Raw genomic sequence first — 19,224 nt, forward strand, 5'->3', positions numbered from 1 at the left:
CGTAATTTAAATTGCTTGTTGAGACGAGGCAAAAGGCAAGAGGCAAAAGGCAACAGTAAAGGGATTGGGGGAAGTTCGGCTAATCTAAGAATAAGCGGTTTAAATCCCTCTTAACACTAGATAACGAAAAATATACTCAACTATCTCTAAATAATTCTCGGTAGTTTCTAGAGACTCACCCCACACCGTCACGCCATGGTAAGAAATCAGTAAAGCGGGAATTTCTGGGGGGAAAGTTGAGAATCTACTTTCTATTTCTGCGGCAATTTTCGGCACATCGAGATAGTTAGCAAAAACTGGCATAAATACTTGAGGATTTTCTACCCAAATACCTAAACCTTTCAACATTTCTAAGGGAGGTAACGATAACTTACCCTGAGGAGCAAAACGGGAAACTAAATTCGCTTCCACCGAGTGAACATGATAACAAGCTTGCGCTTGGGGAAAGAGACAATAAATCACCTGATGAATGCTAGTTTCTGCCGAAGGACGATTATCCCGATGAGCTAATTCTCTGACTTTTCCCGTCAGATCTACGCGCACAAAATCCTGTTCTGTGAGTTTACCTTTACTTTTGCCACTGGCAGTAATCCAAAAACTATGATCATCAACTTTAGCGGATAAATTACCTGCCGTGCCAAGCATCCAACCCAGTTGATAAAATCTTCGGGCAGCGGCAACTAGAGATAGACGAGGATCGCTCATGGTTTTTAGAGATATGGTAGATAGGGACTGACTATTATAACAATCGGACGATCCACTCGCCAGCAGATTTGCTGAGGATGTCAGTCAAGATAATCTCGCTCAAAACTAAAGCCAAGGTAGAATAGAGTGAGGAACCGGTGAGCAAAAAAGAAAATTTAACCGTGGCAATGTGTTGGGGATGTGTTAGGTTAAAGATAATTGCAGCTTTGATGAATCGAGGGTTGAGCCGTGAATAACAACTTTTTCCGCAGCTATTCTGTCAATGATTCTGGTTTGGGTTGTTTCTTATCTTTGATTTTAGTCGGATTGTTGTTAGGCTCGATCGGACTGGGTTGGTTAGTCAATAGTTTTTTAATTCTCGTGGCATTCCTGATATTTTCCCCTGTGATTGCTTGGGGAATTTTTCGCTGGTGGTTGCGACGCAATTTAGTTGAAGATAGCTGTCCCGTCTGTAGCTACGAATTTACGGGTTTTAATCGCACGGAATGCCAATGTCCTAACTGTGGTGAACCGTTAAAAGTGGCAGGGGGTAAGTTTATTATTCTCACCCCTCCCGGTACGATCGATGTACAAGCGATCGAAGTACCTACCGGACAGTTAGAAGATTAGGATCGAACCATTACCATCTAGGCACGCGCACCAAACTGAAAGCGGGGGGATCTGAATTTTAACAATAACAGCAGTCCCAGCAGGTGAATTGACCAATGAACGAGAATTAAGCCCCAAATAATTGCAAAAATTAAACTACTAACGGCAAGAGCTTTAAAAATATCATTATCGGTTTTTTGATACCAGAGAAGACTAAGGAAGGAAAGCAGTAGGAGTAGAAGCGGAAAAAGTGGGGAGAACATGGGGATCACCATTGGGTGAGGGGACTGTCTTCACATCCATAGCCTATCATTTTCCCTTTGCAGTTACGCGTAGCAGCGGCTACATACCCCCCTATTTGTCATAAATCTTTAGAATCAAATTAAAAAGTTGACCGAAAAATTGGGTTTAAAGCCTCGCCCTTTTAGGGCGACTTTATATGATCTATGATATTAAGAATAGCGGGCAGGGTAAGCAACCGCTTAAAAAACCCAGTCATCGCAGGATGAACGCACCTTGAAAACTAGAGTTATGGGGTTCTATAGGGGAATGCTCCTATAGGTAAAAGCTCTAAGCGTCAAGTACCAGAGAAACCAATTATTTTAGAGGTTTTGAACTGTATCGTAGGGCATAGGAAAACAGGCTTCTGTAAGGGAGCGAAAGTCTGAGGAGAGAACCACCTCTGGGTGGGATTTCGCCAGGAATCTAATTCAAGTGGACTCGTTGAGCCAGAAATTCTCAGCAGTGATGCTAGAAGAATCCACGTCCGTTTACGGCGTGGGGTATGTCAAAAGCCAATCTTTTAGTATAAAGGTGGCGCGACAATCATCCTCATTGTAACGTAAAATAGCCGCCAATAAAGTCCGATCTCCTGTTTTTAACCACTGGTCATACCACCAAACGCATTGATCCCCGCTTACTCCTCGATCGCGCCATTGGAAGCCAATCCAGTTAGCGAGGGATTTTAAAGAATAACTTTCCACGGGAAAAGTTACGGAATTAACTACATAATAGTGCAGATCAAAACAGCGAGAAACTAACTGATTAATCAAAGAAGAAGGAGTTTTATAAAGATAACCCAATCGCTTAATTGTTTCCACTTCGTACTCAGAAAAGTGAAAAATGGGTGCTTGATAATCCTGCATGACTAAGGTTAAAAATTCCTGCCAAATCCTGCCTTCATCTTCTGGCTTTTCTGCCAAAAAGGGATAAAATTGCTGGGTATTAACTCGATAATCAACGCGTAAAATCCCCAAAAGATAATCTAAATTCTGTTCTGGTTCCGCTTCGATATCAAAATAAAATTCAATCTCGGCCCTCGGTAGGGGAGACAAATAAGCAGTTTTGCCGTTGCTTTTGCGAAAGGCCCGATTTTCAATAATTGCTTGGGCCTGTAGTTGTAACTGATTAGCCACCTCTAACCCCATCCCCTCCCCCATACGGGTAGGACAGGTAAGTGCCAGGGATTCCATTGTGGAAACCCCCAAAGACTGTAAAAATTGGTAACGACTGGGAGTCACCCCCGGGACTAAAGAAAGATGTTGACTCGCTTGGGCGATACCATAACAGTGACTATACCAATGACATAAACTGCAACGCTGACGCGAGATAAAAACTTCTGGTTCTTGGTGATTAATCACCATTTCGCTGAACTTTTTGATTATTTCCTCTAGTTTAGTTAACCAGAGATTCAATTCCACCCGATAGCGATTATGACGACGTAGGACAATTTCTGCGTAATTGGGAAAAACTCCCTGCATACTGGCTAATAAATAGGCGTAAAAAGTAGCCAGCATCTTATATTCAGGCTTAGGACGGCGACCGAGTTGTATATTGAGGGGATAATAAATCCAATCGCCAAATTTAGATTCTCCTGCCTGTTTAATTAATAAATGCGGGGAACCAGTTAAAGAGACAGGATAGCCAGACTGTAAGAGGACTCCGTGATAAATACAGGATACCCCCTGACCCATCAAAGCTTCCGTTTCCCTAGCGGCGGCTAAAATATCGCTGGTGGGAGTAGTCAGGGAACAATAATCCGGATAGGAGTCTTGCAGGACTTTTTTAACGTGACTTTGACTCTCCTGGCGCAATTTCAGCAAAAAATCTCGCTCAGGGTCTTTTTCTTGGCTATTACCGTAGAGATTTAAAAACCCACGGCGTTGACAACGTTGGTAGTCTAGAAGTAGATCATCGGTCAGTAGCATTCTAAGCTGTTCGTAATTTAAATTGCTTTTTGAGACGAGGCAAGAGGCAAGAGGCAAAAGGCAACAGTAAAGCGATTGGGGGAGGTTCGGCTAATCTAAGAATAAGCGGTTTAAATGCGTCTTAGCTTATCAAGGAGAAAAGTTAAGCTTTCCTGGACCAGTGAAGTAAAGTAAAAAATAATAAACTTAAAAAAAGGAAACATTCCCAAGTGTGTTTCCTCTACTCTAATACTATTGTGACAATTGCGACTTAATCCGTCGATAGAATTCAGCCGTCAGCCGTCAGGTGGGGAAATGGGGAATTCAACTAAAACCCTAAAACCCCAAAACCCAACACCTTCTAACTGATAACTGATAACTGATAACTGATAACTGACCCCCCATCTCCTCCCTTATGCAGAATTTAGACGAAAATAGCCTCGATTACGCCGTTAGTAAACCGGATTTAGCCGAACAAAGACAGGAATTTCGGGGACTTAGCAATAAAGTTTACTTTAATTTCGGTGGTCAGGGAACCTTGCCCAAGGCGGGATTAGAAGCGATTATCGATGCCCATAATTTTCTCCAACAAAAGGGTCCTTTTTCAGGAAAGGTAAACGATTGGATTACCAAAAAAACGGAACTTCTACGGCAAGAAATGGCTCAGGAGTTGGGAATCAGCCCCAGCACTCTCTCTATCACCGAGGATGTCACTGTAGGCTGTAATATCGCCCTCTGGGGAGTTGATTGGCAAGCGGGGGAACATATTTTACTAACCGATTGTGAACACCCCGGAATTATCGCCACAGTTCGGGAAATTGCCCGTCGTTATCATCTGGAAATCTCCACTTGTCCTATTCGGGAAACTTTAAACGACGGCAACCCGATAGAAGTCATTTCCGCTCATTTACGGCCAAAAACTAGGGTTTTGGTGGTCAGTCATGTTCTCTGGAATACTGGACAGGTTTTACCCCTCAAGGAAATCTCGCAGCTTTGTCATGATAATTCTGTCACCGAAAAACCCGTTTTAGTGGTGGTGGATGCTGCCCAATCCGTGGGTTGTTTGCCCTTGGATTTAAGCGCTACTGCCGCCGATTGTTATGCTTTTACGGGTCATAAATGGTGGTGTGGACCGGCTGGTGTGGGAGGATTGTATATTCGTCCCGAAATTTTCCCTAGTTTACAGCCCACTTTTATCGGTTGGCGAGGTATTGAAACAGATAAGCAAGGACAGCCTATCGGTTGGAAACCAGACGCTAGACGCTTTGAAGTGGCCACTTCTGCCTATCCTCAATTTGAGGGTTTAAGGGCAACTATTGCGGTACATAACGCTTGGGGTGATGGGGGACAAAGATACGAAAAAATCTGTCAATTAGCGGCTTATCTTTGGGAAGAATTAAAGACGATTAAGGGGGTGAAATGTTTAAAAAATTCTCCGCCAGAATCCGGTTTAGTTTCCTTTCAAATTGACTCGGCCATCACCCCACAAAATTTAGTGCAACAGCTAGAAAAACAAGGGTTTTTACTGCGAACTCTCCTCGACCCCCTCTGTGTACGTGCCTGTGTCCATTATTTCACTTTGCCCTCAGAAATCGAGCAGTTAGTAGCAGCTATCAAAAAGTTAGTTTAAACCGCGTCGGGGATATTTTTATCCCTCGGCCATTAAGCGCAATAATTCGTCAGTGGATAGCTTGCCGCTTGCGTCAGTCCCCTCTAATAAACTATCGGCGAGATCGCGTTTATGGTGGTGCAGATCGACAATTTTTTCCTCGATCGTATCCTTGGCCACTAAGCGATAAATCGTCACCGGACGTTTTTGGCCGATGCGGTGAGCGCGATCGGAGGCCTGATCCTCCACTGCGGGATTCCACCAGGGATCAAGATGGATAACATAATCGGCCGCGGTGAGATTTAATCCTGTCCCCCCGGCTTTTAAACTAATTAAAAATACGTCCCCTTCCCCCGCTTGAAACGCTTTCACCTGTTTCTGCCGATCGCTGGCTGGGGTACTACCATCGAGGTATTGATATTTTATCTGCCGTTGCTCGAGATAACTGCGGATAATTGCTAAATGATCGACAAATTGACTAAATACCAACGCTTTATGCTGATTATCTAATAACTCATCCAGAATTTCCCCGAAACGGGACAATTTCGAGCCGGCTAAATCCAAATCTGGAGCCACTAACTGCGGGTGACAGCAGGCCCGGCGTAATTTCATGATCTCTGCCAGTACCTGGAGATGTTTCGCTCCGGCGGTGCTGTCACTCTCGCTTAATTTCTCCAAAGCACGCCGCCGTAAGGCCTCGTAAAACGCCTTCTCCTCGACGCTTAACTCGATCGGGACTAAAATCTCGGTACGGGGCGGTAATTCCGCCAGAACTTGGTTTTTGGTGCGCCGGAGAAGGAAAGGCCGCACCAGTTTTTTTAACTGTTCGCGAGCGGTTTTATCGCCGTATTTTTCGATCGGGGTGGCGAAACGGCGATCAAAACTTTCCAAGGATCCCAACAATCCGGGGTTAATAAAACGGAAAAGATTCCATAATTCCCCTAAATGATTCTCGATCGGTGTTCCCGTGGTGATTAATTTAAAATCACCCCGCAGATTCATCGCTGCTTTCGATCGCTTGGTAGAGAAATTCTTAATCGCTTGGGCCTCATCGAGAACGATTGTCCGCCATTCCACCCCGGCCAACATGGTAGCCACTTCTTCCTGCTGTAATAACCCATAGCTACAGACCAACAGATCAAAAGGTTGCAGTCGATCGAGTAGTGCTTGCCGATCGCCTGTTCCCAATTGGATGATATTTAAGGTGGGTGCGAACCTTTCCGCCTCACTAATCCAGTTCAAACATACTGAAGTAGGAGCGATCGCTAAAGTCGGTCCCTCCGAGGCGCGGGTTAGGATTACTGCCAGGGCCTGTAAAGTTTTCCCTAATCCCATATCATCGGCCAAACAGGCCCCGGCCCCCCACCGGGCCAGCCTAGCCAACCAGCGAAAGCCTTCCAGTTGATAGTCGCGCAATTCTGCCTGTAGAGTTGAGGGGACTTCTGGGGTAAAATCCTGACTCTCCTGAAAGCGTTGTAAATTATCGCGCCAACGTTTATCGGCCTTGAGTTGTCCCACTTCCTCGCTGAGTTCGGAGAGAATCGGGGCAGCGAAGGGATGAAACCGCAAACCGTCGCCGGACTTTTCCGAGAAAGCACGCATTTCCTGTAACCGTTCCCGAAATGCCTCGGTTAATGCCAGAAATTGACCATCTCCGAGGGGAATAAACCGCCCCGGCGATCCCTCTAGCAATTTCATCAACTCCTGCATACTCAGCACCGATTTTTCCTCTAGGTGCAGTTCCCCACTTACCGCAAACCAATCCCGTTGACTGTGGATATTTAGGTGTAGGTCCTGTAATCGAAGCTGACGCGACACCCGCCATTTTTCCCCTTCCGGCCATTCCACAAGGACGCTATCGTTTAATTCCCGCAATTCCAGCAGTAGATCTAGACAATCCTCTGGATTTTCTAGCCGCCATTCCCCATTTTCTTCCTCAAAACTGATCAGGATCGGACAAGAATCGATCGCTGTTTGGGCCAGTTTTTTCTCTAGGGCCAGATCCCTAGTGGTTTGCAGCCGTTCCCCCTCGATCTCGGCGATTACTGTTTCTCCCCCTTTTCCAGGCTGGAAATAGGGACCGGCTGCCCCAAAAGGACGGCTGAGAACCGCCACTTTTAAACCCTCCCCGGCCGGCAAGAGATGAATCCGGGGTTGACTATCGGCTGCCACTGACCGGGCTGCTTTTCCTCCGCCGATATCGGAATGTACTGTCACTATCCCAGACAGGGAATTGATCGCGGCCAGGACTTTTTCCCGGCCCTTGTCGGGGACTTCTAAGCGGTTGCCTTTGCCGATAATGTCGGCGATGCTTCGGTGTTCCGGCTTGACTTCGATTACCTTAACGCGAGTGGGGGTTTCTTTCCAAATCAGCACTTCTTGGCGATCGCTGAGATCGGGTAGTAAAGAGAGGATTAATTTACCCGATTTTTCCTTTCTTACTCGCAATTCCGGTTCCCCAGCGACGATTTCTACCCGCGTTCTGGGGGAATCTTCCCAAAACACCAGGGGATGACCGATCAGTTCGATAATAGCCCGGCTCTCAAAGTGATACTCGTTCTGGCCATAGTAACTGGATTCCACGAAGATATGGGCGCAAATTTTCAGGTCTTGCGGGGTTAAATAGTCAATTTCCCCAGTTTTTCGCAGACGTTTCAGGGAGACGGGACGGCCACGACTCCAATTACCCCGCGCGTCGAGTTTTTGTTCTTTTGGTTGCAGGAAATAATCCTCGGAATGGATAGTGAGAAACCAAGCAAGGCGGACGACGGGGTTGGATTTACCCGGGGTTGGTGTTGGCGCGCACAGATTAACCAAGGCATTCAGGCACAGTTGCCAAGTTTCTTGGGGTTCGATCGCATCTACTAGGGGGGAAGGGAGATGCCATTTTATAACCACCTCCGCTTCCGGCGCTCGATCGAGTCGGGACAGTAGGGCCCCGGTTTCTAGGGCTAACCAATGGTAGCCGGCCGCCTTGGCATCTTTGTAGAGGGGCAAGAGTAGGCGGGGCAGATGTTTTTTAGCGATGTCGCTGCTCATCCAGTAGAGACAGATACTATAGATAAGAGTCTCTAGACCCTGGCCCATTTGGTAGGGATTGATCGTCGCGTCGATGATTGCGTCTTTGGCCTGCATATCTCCCTGACGGGCAGCGATGATTTTTTCCAGACGGGCATAGATAGGACTGAAAGGATGATCGTTTTGACGCGTCACCCAACTGGTATAGCTGGCGGCTTCGGTGAGACGTTCGGGGGTTCCTTCTTTGAGGAGGGCGAAAATAAAGGAGAAGCCGCTAATCGAAGAAAAATAGATTTTTTGTTTTCCTTTGGCTTTTTTTAGGGCTTTAAGGGCGAGGGTATATTCTTGGATCGCTTTGCTGTTTTCCCCCCCTAGAAAGGCAATCCAACCCCGTATCGCCCCGATTTCTGCTGCTTGGCTTTCCGGGAAGGGGCGATCGAGATACCGACGCACTCTATCGCTTTGTCCTCGGATGATTGCCTGTTCGAGCCACAAATGGGCTTCGGAAACACTGGTCTGGTCTTGACAGAGTTCTTCTAGGAGGGAAAAAGCCCCATCGGCGCGAGTTATTTTTTCAAAAGCCTTGACAAGAATGCTATTTAGTGCTATTGCTTGAAATTTGGTCGGTTGCGTCCGTAACCAATCCCCATCGAAGGGGTTATCGTAGATGAGGATGAGAAGGTCTTCTAGGCTGGTTTTTGAGGAGGAATAGCTGGTTTTCTGATAATCGGCGATTTGTTGTTCGATCGAGTCGAAATCCTGACGATAGATGGCCAGACGGATTTCTCGGATTAATTGCTCTTTTCCCTGAAAAACTAGGCTTTCATCCCAACGAGTTCGGGGTTGCGGCAGTTTTGCCTTGATAATCTCGTCAAAACGCTTGAATTCTCCCTTACTAACGCTATCACGGCTGGCAATCTCGACGAGGAGAGGATGACAGCGCAGCCCGTAGCCTTTGTCCTGGGTGATCACTTCCGCTTCTAGGAGGAGATCTAAATGGGATTTCAGGGTTTGGCCGTTAAATCGCCGGTTGTTCTCGTCGCGGCAAGGGGTTTGATTTAAACAGTCTAGAAAAGTGCTGCGGGCGATCGGTTCATAGATTAGGGAAAAAAGACGGACGATCACCTGATCGAGTGTCGATAATTGTTGGTAGCGTTCGATGAGTTGGCGGCGGATTTGCTCGATATCTTGCATATTCGGTTATATTCGCTGATAATCCTAATCTTTTTGCGGGGATATGGCTGCAATTTATGGACGGGTTTCTAGAAAAGGTTCGATATCGATCGGGAACCAATCCCCGTCTAATACCTGTTCGAGAGTGAATATAGACTCTAGGGGAATCGCATTTTTATCGACGATTCTGGCTCGGATCAGGGTTTTTCTGGCATCAGAGTAGGCTGTCTCGAAAGTGTCCCGCAGATGATTGGCGAGAGTCGGACTATCTACCTTTCTTTCCAATTGAACCCGAAAATTGGCGATTTCTTCGAGCCAATGACGGGCATTCCGTTCTTTTTCCGATTCCCAATAGGATAGTTTCAGGAGATGGATTAATAATTGAGTTAACAAACTCTCTACAGCCTGTCTCTCGCTTTTTCCCATGCACTCCACTTCCTCGATCAGGTTTTCCCAGTCCACCCTGTCAAACTCTTTTCGCTTTAACAGTTCGGCGGTTTTTTCTGTCCAGAGAACAAAATCTTCCTCGTAGAGAGCGGTCATCATAGATTTCTCATCCCGACCGGGAGCGCGGGGTAATGGCTCGATTATAACGCTCGATCGCTATCGTTTGATCGGCTTCTAGTCCAGGGAATTTTTGCCAAGTTAGAGATTTATTCACTAGCACAAGTTGTTCTTTTTGTCAAGAAAACTTTTTCTTTTTAACAAAAGTACACAAACATTTTGAGCAACCTTATTGGCGATGTTATTTTGGGACTAGAGGGGAAAGATAACGTCGCTGCTAGAATTTAATTTTCAGACAAGTAAGCAGGAGCAGAAATTATGACCTTTACACCAGCTATTGATCCAGATATTGAATACCCCGATAGTGACGGTAAACCCATGGCCGATAATACCGAACAATACGAATGGATCGTGAAAATTAAAGAAAACCTTGAGATTCTCTTTGCTAACTCTCCTAACGTTTTTATTGCCGGAGATCTGCTCTGGTATCCCGTCCAAGATAAAAAAATTACCGGACCGGTTGCTCCCGATGTTATGGTAGTATTTGGTCGTCCGAAAGGAAGAAGGGGTTCCTATAAACAATGGCAAGAAGATAATATTGCTCCTCAAGTGGTCTTTGAAATTCTCTCCCCCTCTAATAGTTTAGAAGAAATGGAGCGAAAACTACTCTTTTATCAACGTTATGGAGTGGAAGAATACTATCTCTATGATCCAGATTCTCATAATTTTCAGGGATGGTGGAGACAGGAAGGACTATTAAGTTCTATACCTGAGATTAAGGGATGGATTAGTCCTCGGTTAAAGATCAGATTTGAATTGAGAGGAGATGAGTTAGAAATTTATGGTTTAGATGGTCAGAAATTTTTAAGTTCTATCGAGTTATCTCAAAGGTTAGAACAAGAGCGTCTTAAAGCTGAAGAAGCGAGTTTACAGTTAGAACAAGCAAGTTTACAATTAGAACAAGAACGTCTTAAAGCTGAACGTTTAGCTGAATATATCCGTTCTCTAGGAATTGATCCCGATACTTTATGAATATTTCAAGGAGGATAAATTATGACCTTTACACCAGCTATTGATCCAGATATTGAATACCCCGATAGTGACGGTAAACCCATGGCCGATAATACCGAACAATACGAATGGATCGTTAAAATTAAAGAAAATCTTGAGATTCTCTTTGCTAATTCTCCTAACGTTTTTATTGCGGGGGATCTGCTCTGGTATCCCGTCCAAGATAAGAAAATTACTGGACCAGTTGCTCCCGATGTTATGGTAGTATTTGGTCGTCCGAAAGGAAGAAGGGGTTCCTATAAACAATGGCAAGAAGATAATATTGCTCCTCAAGTGGTCTTTGAAATTCTCTCCCCTTCTAATAGCTTAGAAGAAATGGAGCGAAAACTACTGTTTTATCAACGTTATGGAGTGGAAGAATACTATCTTTATGATCCCGATTCTCATAATTTTCAAGGATGGTTGAGACAGGAAGGACTATTAAGTTCTATACCTGAGATTAAGGGATGGGTTAGTCCTCGGTTAAAAATCCGATTTGATTTGAGAGAAGATGGGTTAGAAATTTATAGTTTAGATGGTCAGAAATTTTTTACTTCTCTTGAGTTATCTCAAAAAGCTGAACAAGCAAGTTTACAATTGGAACAAGAGCGTCTTAAATCTCAACGTTTAGCTGAATATATCCGTTCTCTGGGAATTGATCCCGATACTTTATAATGACATAATTGATGGGTTGTGACGAATACTAATTAACTGGTAAACTGCCTAAGTTATCGTCATTAAACCTAGCCTAGAGCTATACTTAACTATGTAATCACTAAAAAAGCAAATCTATGAAAGCTTGGGCAAAATCTCTAGAAAAACCAGCAGTGGAATTTTCTGAAACGCAATTAACCCTATTATCGGGGAAAATTCCCGATGGATTGCGGGGGAGTCTCTATCGCAATGGTCCGGGGAGATTAGAAAGAGGTAAGCAAAAAGTTGGTCATTGGTTTGACGGAGATGGGGCAGTTTTAGCTGTACATTTTCATGATAAGGGAGCCAGTGCCACCTATCGTTATGTTCAGACTGCCGGTTATCAGAAAGAAAGCGCCGCTAATCAATATTTATTTCCTAATTATGGCATGAATGCCCCCGGCTTCTTTTGGAATAATTGGGGAAAAGAGGTAAAAAATGCTGCTAACACCTCGGTGTTAGCTTTACCCGATAAATTATTAGCTCTCTGGGAAGGGGGTTTTCCCCATAAATTAGATTTACAATCTTTAGAAACCCTAGGCTTAGATAATTTATCTAGCTTACAAGCAAAGGAAACTTTTTCCGCTCATCCTAAAGTAGATTTGTCCAGAGGAGAGATTTTTAATTTCGGGGTGACAATCAGTGCTAAAGTTAGCTTAAATCTCTATAAGTCTGACTCCACTGGTCAAATTATCCAGAAAAACACTTTTGATTTAGATAGATTGTCGCTGCTGCATGACTTTGTTTTAGCGGGACAGTATCTCGTCTTTTTTGTCCCACCGATAAAAGCGGATAAATTATCGATACTGTTGGGATTTAAAACTTTTAGTGATGCCATGCAGTGGCAGCCAGAATTAGGAACAAGAATACTAATTTTTGAGCGAGATTCTCTGCAATTAGTCAGTGAAAGTGTTACAGATTCATGGTTTCAATGGCACTTCGCTAATGGTTGTGTGAATGACCAAGGTAATCTTGAAATTGTTTTTGTCCGTTATGATGACTTTAAGACTAATCAATTTTTAAAAGAAGTTGCCACGGGTAAAACCGAAACCTTAGCCATCGGAAAATTGGCAAGTATCACTATTAATCCCCTATCAGCAAAGGTGATTAATCAGGAAATTCGCTCGGATTTAAGCTGTGATTTTCCTGTGGTTTCCCCGCAACTGGTGGGACAAAAATGGCAAAATACTTTTTTAGCTGTCCATCGTCCCGATAGCGATATTAGTCGGGAAATTATCGGACTTCCCGCTTGTTATAATCACTCCACAGGTAAGTTAACTATTGCTTATCTAGAAAGTAACTGTTATGGTACTGAACCGATTTTTGTCTGCGATGGTTTATCTCCAGAAACGGGATGGTTAATCGTCGTAGTTTACGACGGCAATAATCACAGCAGCCAAGTGAGAATCTATGATAGTCAGCAGTTAGAAAAAGAACCCCTTTGCTGTCTGCAATTACCCAGTGTTATCCCCCCCGGTTTTCACGGCACTTGGCAAGAAAAATCAGAAAAAGTATTGGTTAACAGTTTCTAGTTTTTACCAAAAATATTGGCTGCGTCTTGAGAGGAAATATTGAAAATTAGGTAACTATAAGCAAGATGATCAATAGGTTGACGACTAGAACGCAGCCAGTAAAAATGGTTAGAATCGGTGGTAATACCGATTAATTGATTAGCTTCTATCACCAGTAAATTAATCGGATTATCGAGAGAAACCTGTGAGGGTGCAACTTTTTGATTCTCGATGACTAAATTAAGTTTATTATCTCCATCATAACGAATAAAGAGAGCGTTGGGATGTTTTTGGAGATAGTCTTGCAGATAATTTTTATTTTGTCCCCAATCTAAATTGGAATCGGCCAGAATTTGATAGCTCATTTTGCGATCAATAACTAATTCGTTAAAATAGGAAATATAATGGGGAAAATAGGAAAGATTGGAAATTAGTAGGTAAAAGGTCAAGACAATAATTAAAATGCGATAGGATCTTTTATAAGCTGGCCAACCGGTAACAATCCGACTAGCAAAGACAAATAAAAAAGGGAAAATCATTAAAATATATCTAATACCTATTTGAGCAGTGTTGAAACTCATTAAGATGAAATATAAGACAGTTGGAATAATCAAAAAAGCTTCATTCTGCCAAAAATTTAACTGTTTTCTCCAGAGAAATAAACTGATAAATCCCAACCAGATAAATATTTGGGTAGCTATGGGTACTTTATAGAGAAAAGCGATCAAAAAATATTGGGGAAATCCCTTAATTTGGAATCCTTTCACAGGATCAACTATAAATCCTAACTGTCCCAAAAGATAGGGCATTCCACTACCAAAACCTGTTTCTTGTTTATACTTACCGAAGTCTAATGCTTGCAAATAAGCAGCCGGAATAGGAATCGACAAAGATTTTAAGACAGGATAGGTTTGCAGTTGCTTAAAACTATGACTGAGAAATTGATAATCTCCCAATTTTGTGCCACTTCCCTCGAAAGAATAACCAATATTTATGATTAATATTGTTGATAAAATCATAGCTAGTATATAGAAGATACTGCGTTTAATTACTTGTTTAATAACTGCAATATTTTTCTGTTGAATAGATTTAATAATTTCCCGATGGTAAAAACCTAAGCTTAAAATTACATAGATGGGAACTAAATAAACGGCTGTTAAGCGGCAAATCTGGGCAATTCCAAAAGTTAATATACTTAAAACTAGATTTTTTCTGACCCCAAATCTAAGGAAAGACCAGAAATAGTAAATGGCAATAAAAACTGAGGCAGCCCCAAATAAATCTTGAGTAATTATCCGTGAATTTCCGATAATATTGGGGTCGAGAATATAGATAATTAAAGCCAAAAATCCTGCTAATAATCCATAGAGTTGTTTTGACCATATAAAAACATATATGGCTAGAATTACTGAGATAATAATCGTGGCAAACCGTCCAAAAAACTTATTTTCTAAGTTTAGATTTTTAGAGATAGGAAAAATATTTTGTATTGTTTGATCGACTAGGGGATGCAGTGCTGAAGCTGGCATAATATTGCGATGATAAATATCTTCATAGCCCCGTTTCGCTGCCGTACCTCTGAGAATTTCTACTCCACTTTCATAATGATAACCTTCATCATAGTTGAGGTATTCTGGTAGGGGAAAAAATAAACTGGTGACGCATAAAGCCATAAATATCAGCAAGATAATTACCAAATAAAATCGGTGTTTTTTTGAAAAGTTAAATCTTGTTTTCATAGCTTAAATTTCTTTGAAAAAATTACTTATTTTTGTTAATAAATCCAGTCCTAAAATTGAATTACCTTGCTCATTTAATAGAGGACTATAACAAGCGATCGCTCCCTGTTGCGGTACAATTGATAACAAAGCCCCACTGACTCCCGATTTAGTGGGAAAACCCACCTCAATAGCAAATTTTTCGGAAGCTTCATAGAGTCCACAATTAGTCATAATTTCTAGAATAATTTCGGCAAAAGAAGAAGCTAAAATCAACTTACCTAAATTAGCAAGATCGGCAATTTTTCCAGATAAACAACAGATTTGATTATAGGTTTCTAGAGCTAAATAACGATGACTGATATAACCATTTTTTTCTAATTCTAAGCTTAAAGTTTGATTATGTTCATTAGGGTAAGAGTGAACAGAATCAAGCACAGATCGATCTAAAAATAATTGACAATTACCCATTTTATTTAACCATAAAAGCAAATTTTCACAGCGAGATTCTGGCGTTTCTCCTGCTAATAAATCAGCCAATGCGATCGCGCCACTGTTAATCAGAGGATTACGGGGAAAACCGCGATCCTCTTGCAATTGAGTTAAAGAATTAAAAGGATAACTAGAAGCTTGTTTTCCCAGGCGACGAAAAACAGCATCTTCCCCTAAATGGGTTAAAAGATATAATAACAAAAAAGGTTTAATCACACTCATCAAAGGAAAAGTTACAGTTTCATCTCCCCAAGACAAAATCTCCCCCTCAAGACAGTGAATTTGGAGAGCGAAAACCTCGGGATTAACTTGGTTCAAAACCGGTATATAATAGGGAGTCTGACCGTTCCTATCCGATAAATGCACTTCCCCGATCCAAGCTTGTATATCTTCCACCCTTAATCTAGCTAATCGGTTCATTTTTTAAATCCATGTACTCAGTCAAAGAAGCAGAATCTATAATTTTAACTCAAATTCAACCCCAACAGCAAACAGAAAAAGTTTCTCTAGAGGCAGCTTTTGGGCGCATTTTAGCCGAAGATATCAGCAGTGATTTAGACTTTCCCTATTGGGATAATTCTGCTATGGATGGTTATGCTGTCCGCTACGAAGATGTTAAAGACACTAACCCAGAAAATCCCGTTACTCTAAAGATTATCGCCGAAATTCCCGCCGGCAAAGTCCCCGAAAAAATTATTCAACCGGGAGAAACAGCCCGAATATTTACAGGAGCGATGTTACCCGCCGGCAGTGATACGATTATTATGCAGGAAAATACTGACAAAAAAGGGGAGCGAGTGGCGATTCTTATCCCTCCCGAAAAAATAGGTCTTTTCGTGCGTCAACGCGGCACATTCTATCAAGCAGGAAATACCTTATTAAAAGCCGGTATTGCCATTAATTCCCCAGAAATAGCAGTTTTAGCAACGGCACAAGCTACCGAATTAACAGTTTTTTCCCGTCCCCAAGTGGCAATTTTCTCCACGGGAGATGAATTAATTAATCCCGATGAAACCCTCCAAAAAGGTCAAATTATTGACTCAAATCGCTACGCTTTAACCGCATTTGTCGCCAGTTTAGGAGCAATTCCCAGACCTTTAGGTATAATCAAAGATAGTCCCGAACTTCTCAGAGAAACTATCAGAAAAGCCATTAATTCTAGTGCTATCGTCCTTTCCACCGGCGGTGTTTCTGTGGGAGATTATGATTATATCGAGGGAATTTTGGGGGAATTAGGGGGAAAAATTCTGATTGGCAGCGTTGCTATTCAACCGGGTAAACCCCTAACCTTTGCTACTTTTCCTAACGGTTGTCTTTACTTTGGTATCCCCGGTAATCCCGTCTCTGCTTTAGTTTCCTGTTGGCGCTTCGTACAAATGGCCATTAAAAAATTATCAGGATTAACAGATTATCAGAACAAATTTCTGCGAGTTATCACCCGCGATACTCTCAAATCTAAGGGACAAAGAGAAGTTTATCTCTGGGGAAAAATAGAAATTATCGAGGGAGTTTATCAATTTCAACTCGCTTCTGGACAACACAATTCGGCTAATTTAATTAATTTAGCGGGTACTAATGCTTTAGCCATAATTCCCCAGGGTAAAACTACCATACAAGCAGGAGAAACAGTAGAAGTTATCATAGTTTCCTGAAAAAATACCTAACCAAATTTTTGGCTAGGTAGCTGGTTATAATTAAATTGAAGATAGATTTTGGGTGTCAATCCCCCCCTTGATAAGGGGGGATTAACACCTAACTACTTAGGTATCCATCAATTTACTTCATCGAAAATGTTGCCAGATAATTTAACCAACACCAATTAATGAACCCTGCAATTTAACATCGTCGCTATTCTTGGATATATCAGCTAATTGACTAATATTTTCTAACTCAATTGCGGGAGCAGTTCGTTTAATTAAACCAGTTAAAACTTTACCCGGACCCACTTCGATCGCTTTGTCCACACCCACATTTGGCAATTTTAACATAATTTCTCGCCAGCGAACCGAGCTAGTCATCTGCCGGATCAGATATTTTTTTAAGTCTTCCCCATCCCGGGTAGGATTGCTCGGATCGACATTAGAAATCACGGGAACTTTCGCTGTTTGGAAATTAACCAATTCTAAAATCTGCTGAAATTGAATAGCAGCATTTTCCATCAAGGGAGAGTGAAAAGCACCGGATACTTTTAACTGCATAACCCGCTTAACTTTCACTTGACCTAATACCAAATCCACCGCTTCAGGAGTCCCAGAAATCACCACTTGTTCAGCACTATTATCATTAGCAATAACTACATTTTCCGTCTGATTAACCACTGTCTCTAGACTGGTGCGATCAAATTTCATTAAGGCGGCCATCTTACCACCTTCGGCCGCATCCATCAAACGGGAACGGTTTTGAACTAGATTTAATCCTGTTTCAAAATTAAACACCCTGGCCGCATACAAAGCCGAATATTCACCGAGACTATGACCAGCGACTAGATCGGGAAAATGACCTTTTTCTTGCAACAAATCCGCTAAAATACTCTCCACCACAAATAAACAAGGTTGGGTATAAAGAGTACGAGATAGGGTTTCTTCATCCCCTTGACATTTTTCCAGGACTGACCAACCGAGGATTTTTGCTGCTATTTCTAATCTCTCTTGGCCAAGCGCACTTTCCGCTAAATCTCCAATCATTCCTAACGCTTGCGATCCTTGTCCCGGGAATATCCACGCTGTTTTCATAAGTTCTTAAAATAGATAGATAGATGTGTTTCGGTCAGTTATCAGTTATCAGTTATCAGTTATCAGTTATCAGTTATCAGATGTGAGTTTTTAGTTTACTGTTTACTGGTTACTGTTTGCTGTTTACTGATCACTGAATTAATCTCCCCAACGGAAGATAATCCCACCCCAAGTTAAACCGGCACCAAAGCCGGAAGAAGCAATAATATCACCTTTTTTGACCTTACCACTCCTGACAGCTTCATCGAGAGCTAGAGGAATCGATGCCGCGGAAGTATTGCCATACTCGCTGAGATTGCTGATCACCTTTTCCGGAGGCAGTTTCAGGCGAGCGCTCACCGCGTCCATAATTCTTTGATTAGCTTGGTGCAGAACTAACCAATCGATGTCACTGGTGGTTAAATTAGCCCGATAGAGAGCTTTTTCGATGACCTCTGGCACTTTCGCCACGGCAAAACGATAGACTTCCCGTCCGTTCATCGTTAGGGGCTTATAGGTCCCTTTTTGAACGTTTACCCCCTGCTTAAGGGGCAATTCCTCCCCCTGATAGGCGAGATTAAGAGAACTATTCTGGCTGCCGTCGCTATGGAGTTCAAAACCGAGAATGTTATCTTTTGTATCATTTGCTTGACAAACTACCGCCCCTGCCCCATCACCAAAGAGGACACAGGTAGCGCGATCGTTCCAATCCACCCAACGGGAGAGAACATCGGCCCCGATAACCAAGACATTGCGGTAAGTACCGGTACGGATAAACTGGGTGGCGGTGACTAATGCCACCAGAAAACCCGAACAGGCGGCGGTGAGATCAAAAGCGATCGCCCGATTGGCCCCGATCTGACTTTGAACTTGGGCGGCACTACCGAACAGATCATCGGGGGTAGAAGTAGCCAAGAGAATCAGATCGACGTCCCTAGGGGACACCTGAGCCATTTCTAGAGCCTTAATCGCCGCTTGGGCTGCTAATTGGCTCAAAGACACCGATTGATCCGCTAAATGGCGTTGACCGATGCCTGTACGACTTTTAATCCACTCATCGGAAGTCTCGACAATTTGGCTGAGTTCTTCATTACTGAGAAATTGCCCTGGTGTGGCCGATCCACAACCGGTAATGACGACGGCTGCCCCGAATCCGTTCAAAATATTCCCCCTTTTTCAGTTATCAGTTATCAGTTATCAGTTATCAGTGGGAAGTGGGAATTATAAATTCTAAATTATGAATTATGAATTGGGAGGTGGGGAGGT

15 protein-coding genes are annotated in these 19,224 nt (G+C 42.9%); 6 read left to right on the forward strand and 9 right to left on the reverse strand.

Annotated features, from left to right (window positions below):
* Nucleotides 1-99: 99 nt before the first annotated feature.
* Nucleotides 100-705: a methylthioribulose 1-phosphate dehydratase gene (mtnB, locus tag N0824_RS10930; RefSeq protein ID WP_108936783.1), complete on the reverse strand. Its 606-nt coding sequence runs from the start codon at nucleotides 703-705 to the stop codon at nucleotides 100-102.
* A gap of 228 nt (nucleotides 706-933) precedes the next feature.
* Here mtnB and N0824_RS10935 point away from each other — a divergent pair, with 228 nt between their 5' ends.
* Nucleotides 934-1,314, forward strand: a complete 381-nt coding sequence (locus N0824_RS10935; protein WP_079209797.1) for a hypothetical protein — start codon at nucleotides 934-936, stop codon at nucleotides 1,312-1,314.
* Nucleotides 1,315-1,331: 17 nt separating this feature from the next.
* Here N0824_RS10935 and N0824_RS10940 read toward each other — a convergent pair whose 3' ends face one another.
* Together N0824_RS10940 and N0824_RS10950 are read right to left on the reverse strand one after the other, a co-directional pair.
* The gene (locus N0824_RS10940; RefSeq protein WP_103672738.1) at nucleotides 1,332-1,556 is read right to left on the reverse strand and encodes a hypothetical protein; all 225 of its coding nucleotides are present in this window, start codon (nucleotides 1,554-1,556) and stop codon (nucleotides 1,332-1,334) included.
* 507 nt (nucleotides 1,557-2,063) lie between these two features.
* A complete protein-coding gene (locus N0824_RS10950) occupies nucleotides 2,064-3,500 on the reverse strand; it encodes a TM0106 family RecB-like putative nuclease (RefSeq protein WP_108936784.1) in 1,437 nt (478 codons plus the stop codon).
* A gap of 394 nt (nucleotides 3,501-3,894) precedes the next feature.
* Between N0824_RS10950 and N0824_RS10955 the strand changes: the two genes are divergently transcribed.
* Nucleotides 3,895-5,109 carry an aminotransferase class V-fold PLP-dependent enzyme gene (locus N0824_RS10955; protein ID WP_108936785.1) on the forward strand — a complete coding sequence of 405 codons (1,215 nt, stop codon included), beginning with the start codon at nucleotides 3,895-3,897 and terminating at the stop codon, nucleotides 5,107-5,109.
* Between the two features lie 18 nt (nucleotides 5,110-5,127).
* On the opposite strand, the gene N0824_RS10960 is transcribed toward N0824_RS10955, so the two are convergent.
* The gene (locus tag N0824_RS10960) at nucleotides 5,128-9,300 is read right to left on the reverse strand and encodes a DEAD/DEAH box helicase (protein WP_108936786.1); all 4,173 of its coding nucleotides are present in this window, start codon (nucleotides 9,298-9,300) and stop codon (nucleotides 5,128-5,130) included.
* A 54-nt stretch (nucleotides 9,301-9,354) separates the two neighbouring features.
* The gene (locus tag N0824_RS10965; RefSeq protein WP_108936787.1) at nucleotides 9,355-9,825 is read right to left on the reverse strand and encodes a DUF29 domain-containing protein; all 471 of its coding nucleotides are present in this window, start codon (nucleotides 9,823-9,825) and stop codon (nucleotides 9,355-9,357) included.
* 276 nt (nucleotides 9,826-10,101) lie between these two features.
* On the opposite strand from N0824_RS10965, the gene N0824_RS10970 reads away from it, so the two are divergent.
* The 3 genes from N0824_RS10970 (at nucleotide 10,102) to N0824_RS10980 (ending at nucleotide 13,058) form a co-directional block, all read left to right on the forward strand.
* Nucleotides 10,102-10,815 carry a Uma2 family endonuclease gene (locus N0824_RS10970; protein ID WP_108936788.1) on the forward strand — a complete coding sequence of 238 codons (714 nt, stop codon included), beginning with the start codon at nucleotides 10,102-10,104 and terminating at the stop codon, nucleotides 10,813-10,815.
* Nucleotides 10,816-10,836: 21 nt separating this feature from the next.
* Nucleotides 10,837-11,508 (forward strand): Uma2 family endonuclease, encoded by a 672-nt coding sequence (locus N0824_RS10975; RefSeq protein ID WP_108936789.1) that lies wholly within the window; start codon nucleotides 10,837-10,839, stop codon nucleotides 11,506-11,508.
* A gap of 116 nt (nucleotides 11,509-11,624) precedes the next feature.
* Nucleotides 11,625-13,058, forward strand: coding sequence for a carotenoid oxygenase family protein (locus tag N0824_RS10980; protein WP_108936790.1), 1,434 nt, complete (start codon nucleotides 11,625-11,627; stop codon nucleotides 13,056-13,058).
* Here the strand turns inward: N0824_RS10980 and N0824_RS10985 are convergent.
* Nucleotides 13,055-14,710: a glycosyltransferase family 39 protein gene (locus tag N0824_RS10985; RefSeq protein WP_233256412.1), complete on the reverse strand. Its 1,656-nt coding sequence runs from the start codon at nucleotides 14,708-14,710 to the stop codon at nucleotides 13,055-13,057. The two genes, N0824_RS10980 and N0824_RS10985, sit on opposite strands and share 4 nt — an antisense overlap.
* Before the next feature lie 69 nt (nucleotides 14,711-14,779).
* Nucleotides 14,780-15,667, reverse strand: a complete 888-nt coding sequence (locus N0824_RS10990; protein WP_108936792.1) for a glutaminase — start codon at nucleotides 15,665-15,667, stop codon at nucleotides 14,780-14,782.
* A gap of 11 nt (nucleotides 15,668-15,678) precedes the next feature.
* On the opposite strand from N0824_RS10990, the gene glp reads away from it, so the two are divergent.
* A complete protein-coding gene (glp, locus tag N0824_RS10995; RefSeq protein ID WP_108936793.1) occupies nucleotides 15,679-16,899 on the forward strand; it encodes a gephyrin-like molybdotransferase Glp in 1,221 nt (406 codons plus the stop codon).
* Between the two features lie 153 nt (nucleotides 16,900-17,052).
* Here the strand turns inward: glp and fabD are convergent, their stop codons facing one another.
* Together fabD and N0824_RS11005 are read right to left on the reverse strand one after the other, a co-directional pair.
* Nucleotides 17,053-17,979 (reverse strand): ACP S-malonyltransferase, encoded by a 927-nt coding sequence (gene fabD / locus N0824_RS11000; protein ID WP_108936794.1) that lies wholly within the window; start codon nucleotides 17,977-17,979, stop codon nucleotides 17,053-17,055.
* A gap of 138 nt (nucleotides 17,980-18,117) precedes the next feature.
* A complete protein-coding gene (locus tag N0824_RS11005) occupies nucleotides 18,118-19,119 on the reverse strand; it encodes a beta-ketoacyl-ACP synthase 3 (RefSeq protein ID WP_108936795.1) in 1,002 nt (333 codons plus the stop codon).
* Between the last annotated feature and the right edge of the window lie 105 nt (nucleotides 19,120-19,224).

The sequence above is a fragment of the Microcystis sp. 0824 genome (assembly GCF_003112475.1).
Classification (GTDB): Bacteria; Cyanobacteriota; Cyanobacteriia; order Cyanobacteriales; family Microcystaceae; genus Microcystis; species Microcystis aeruginosa_C.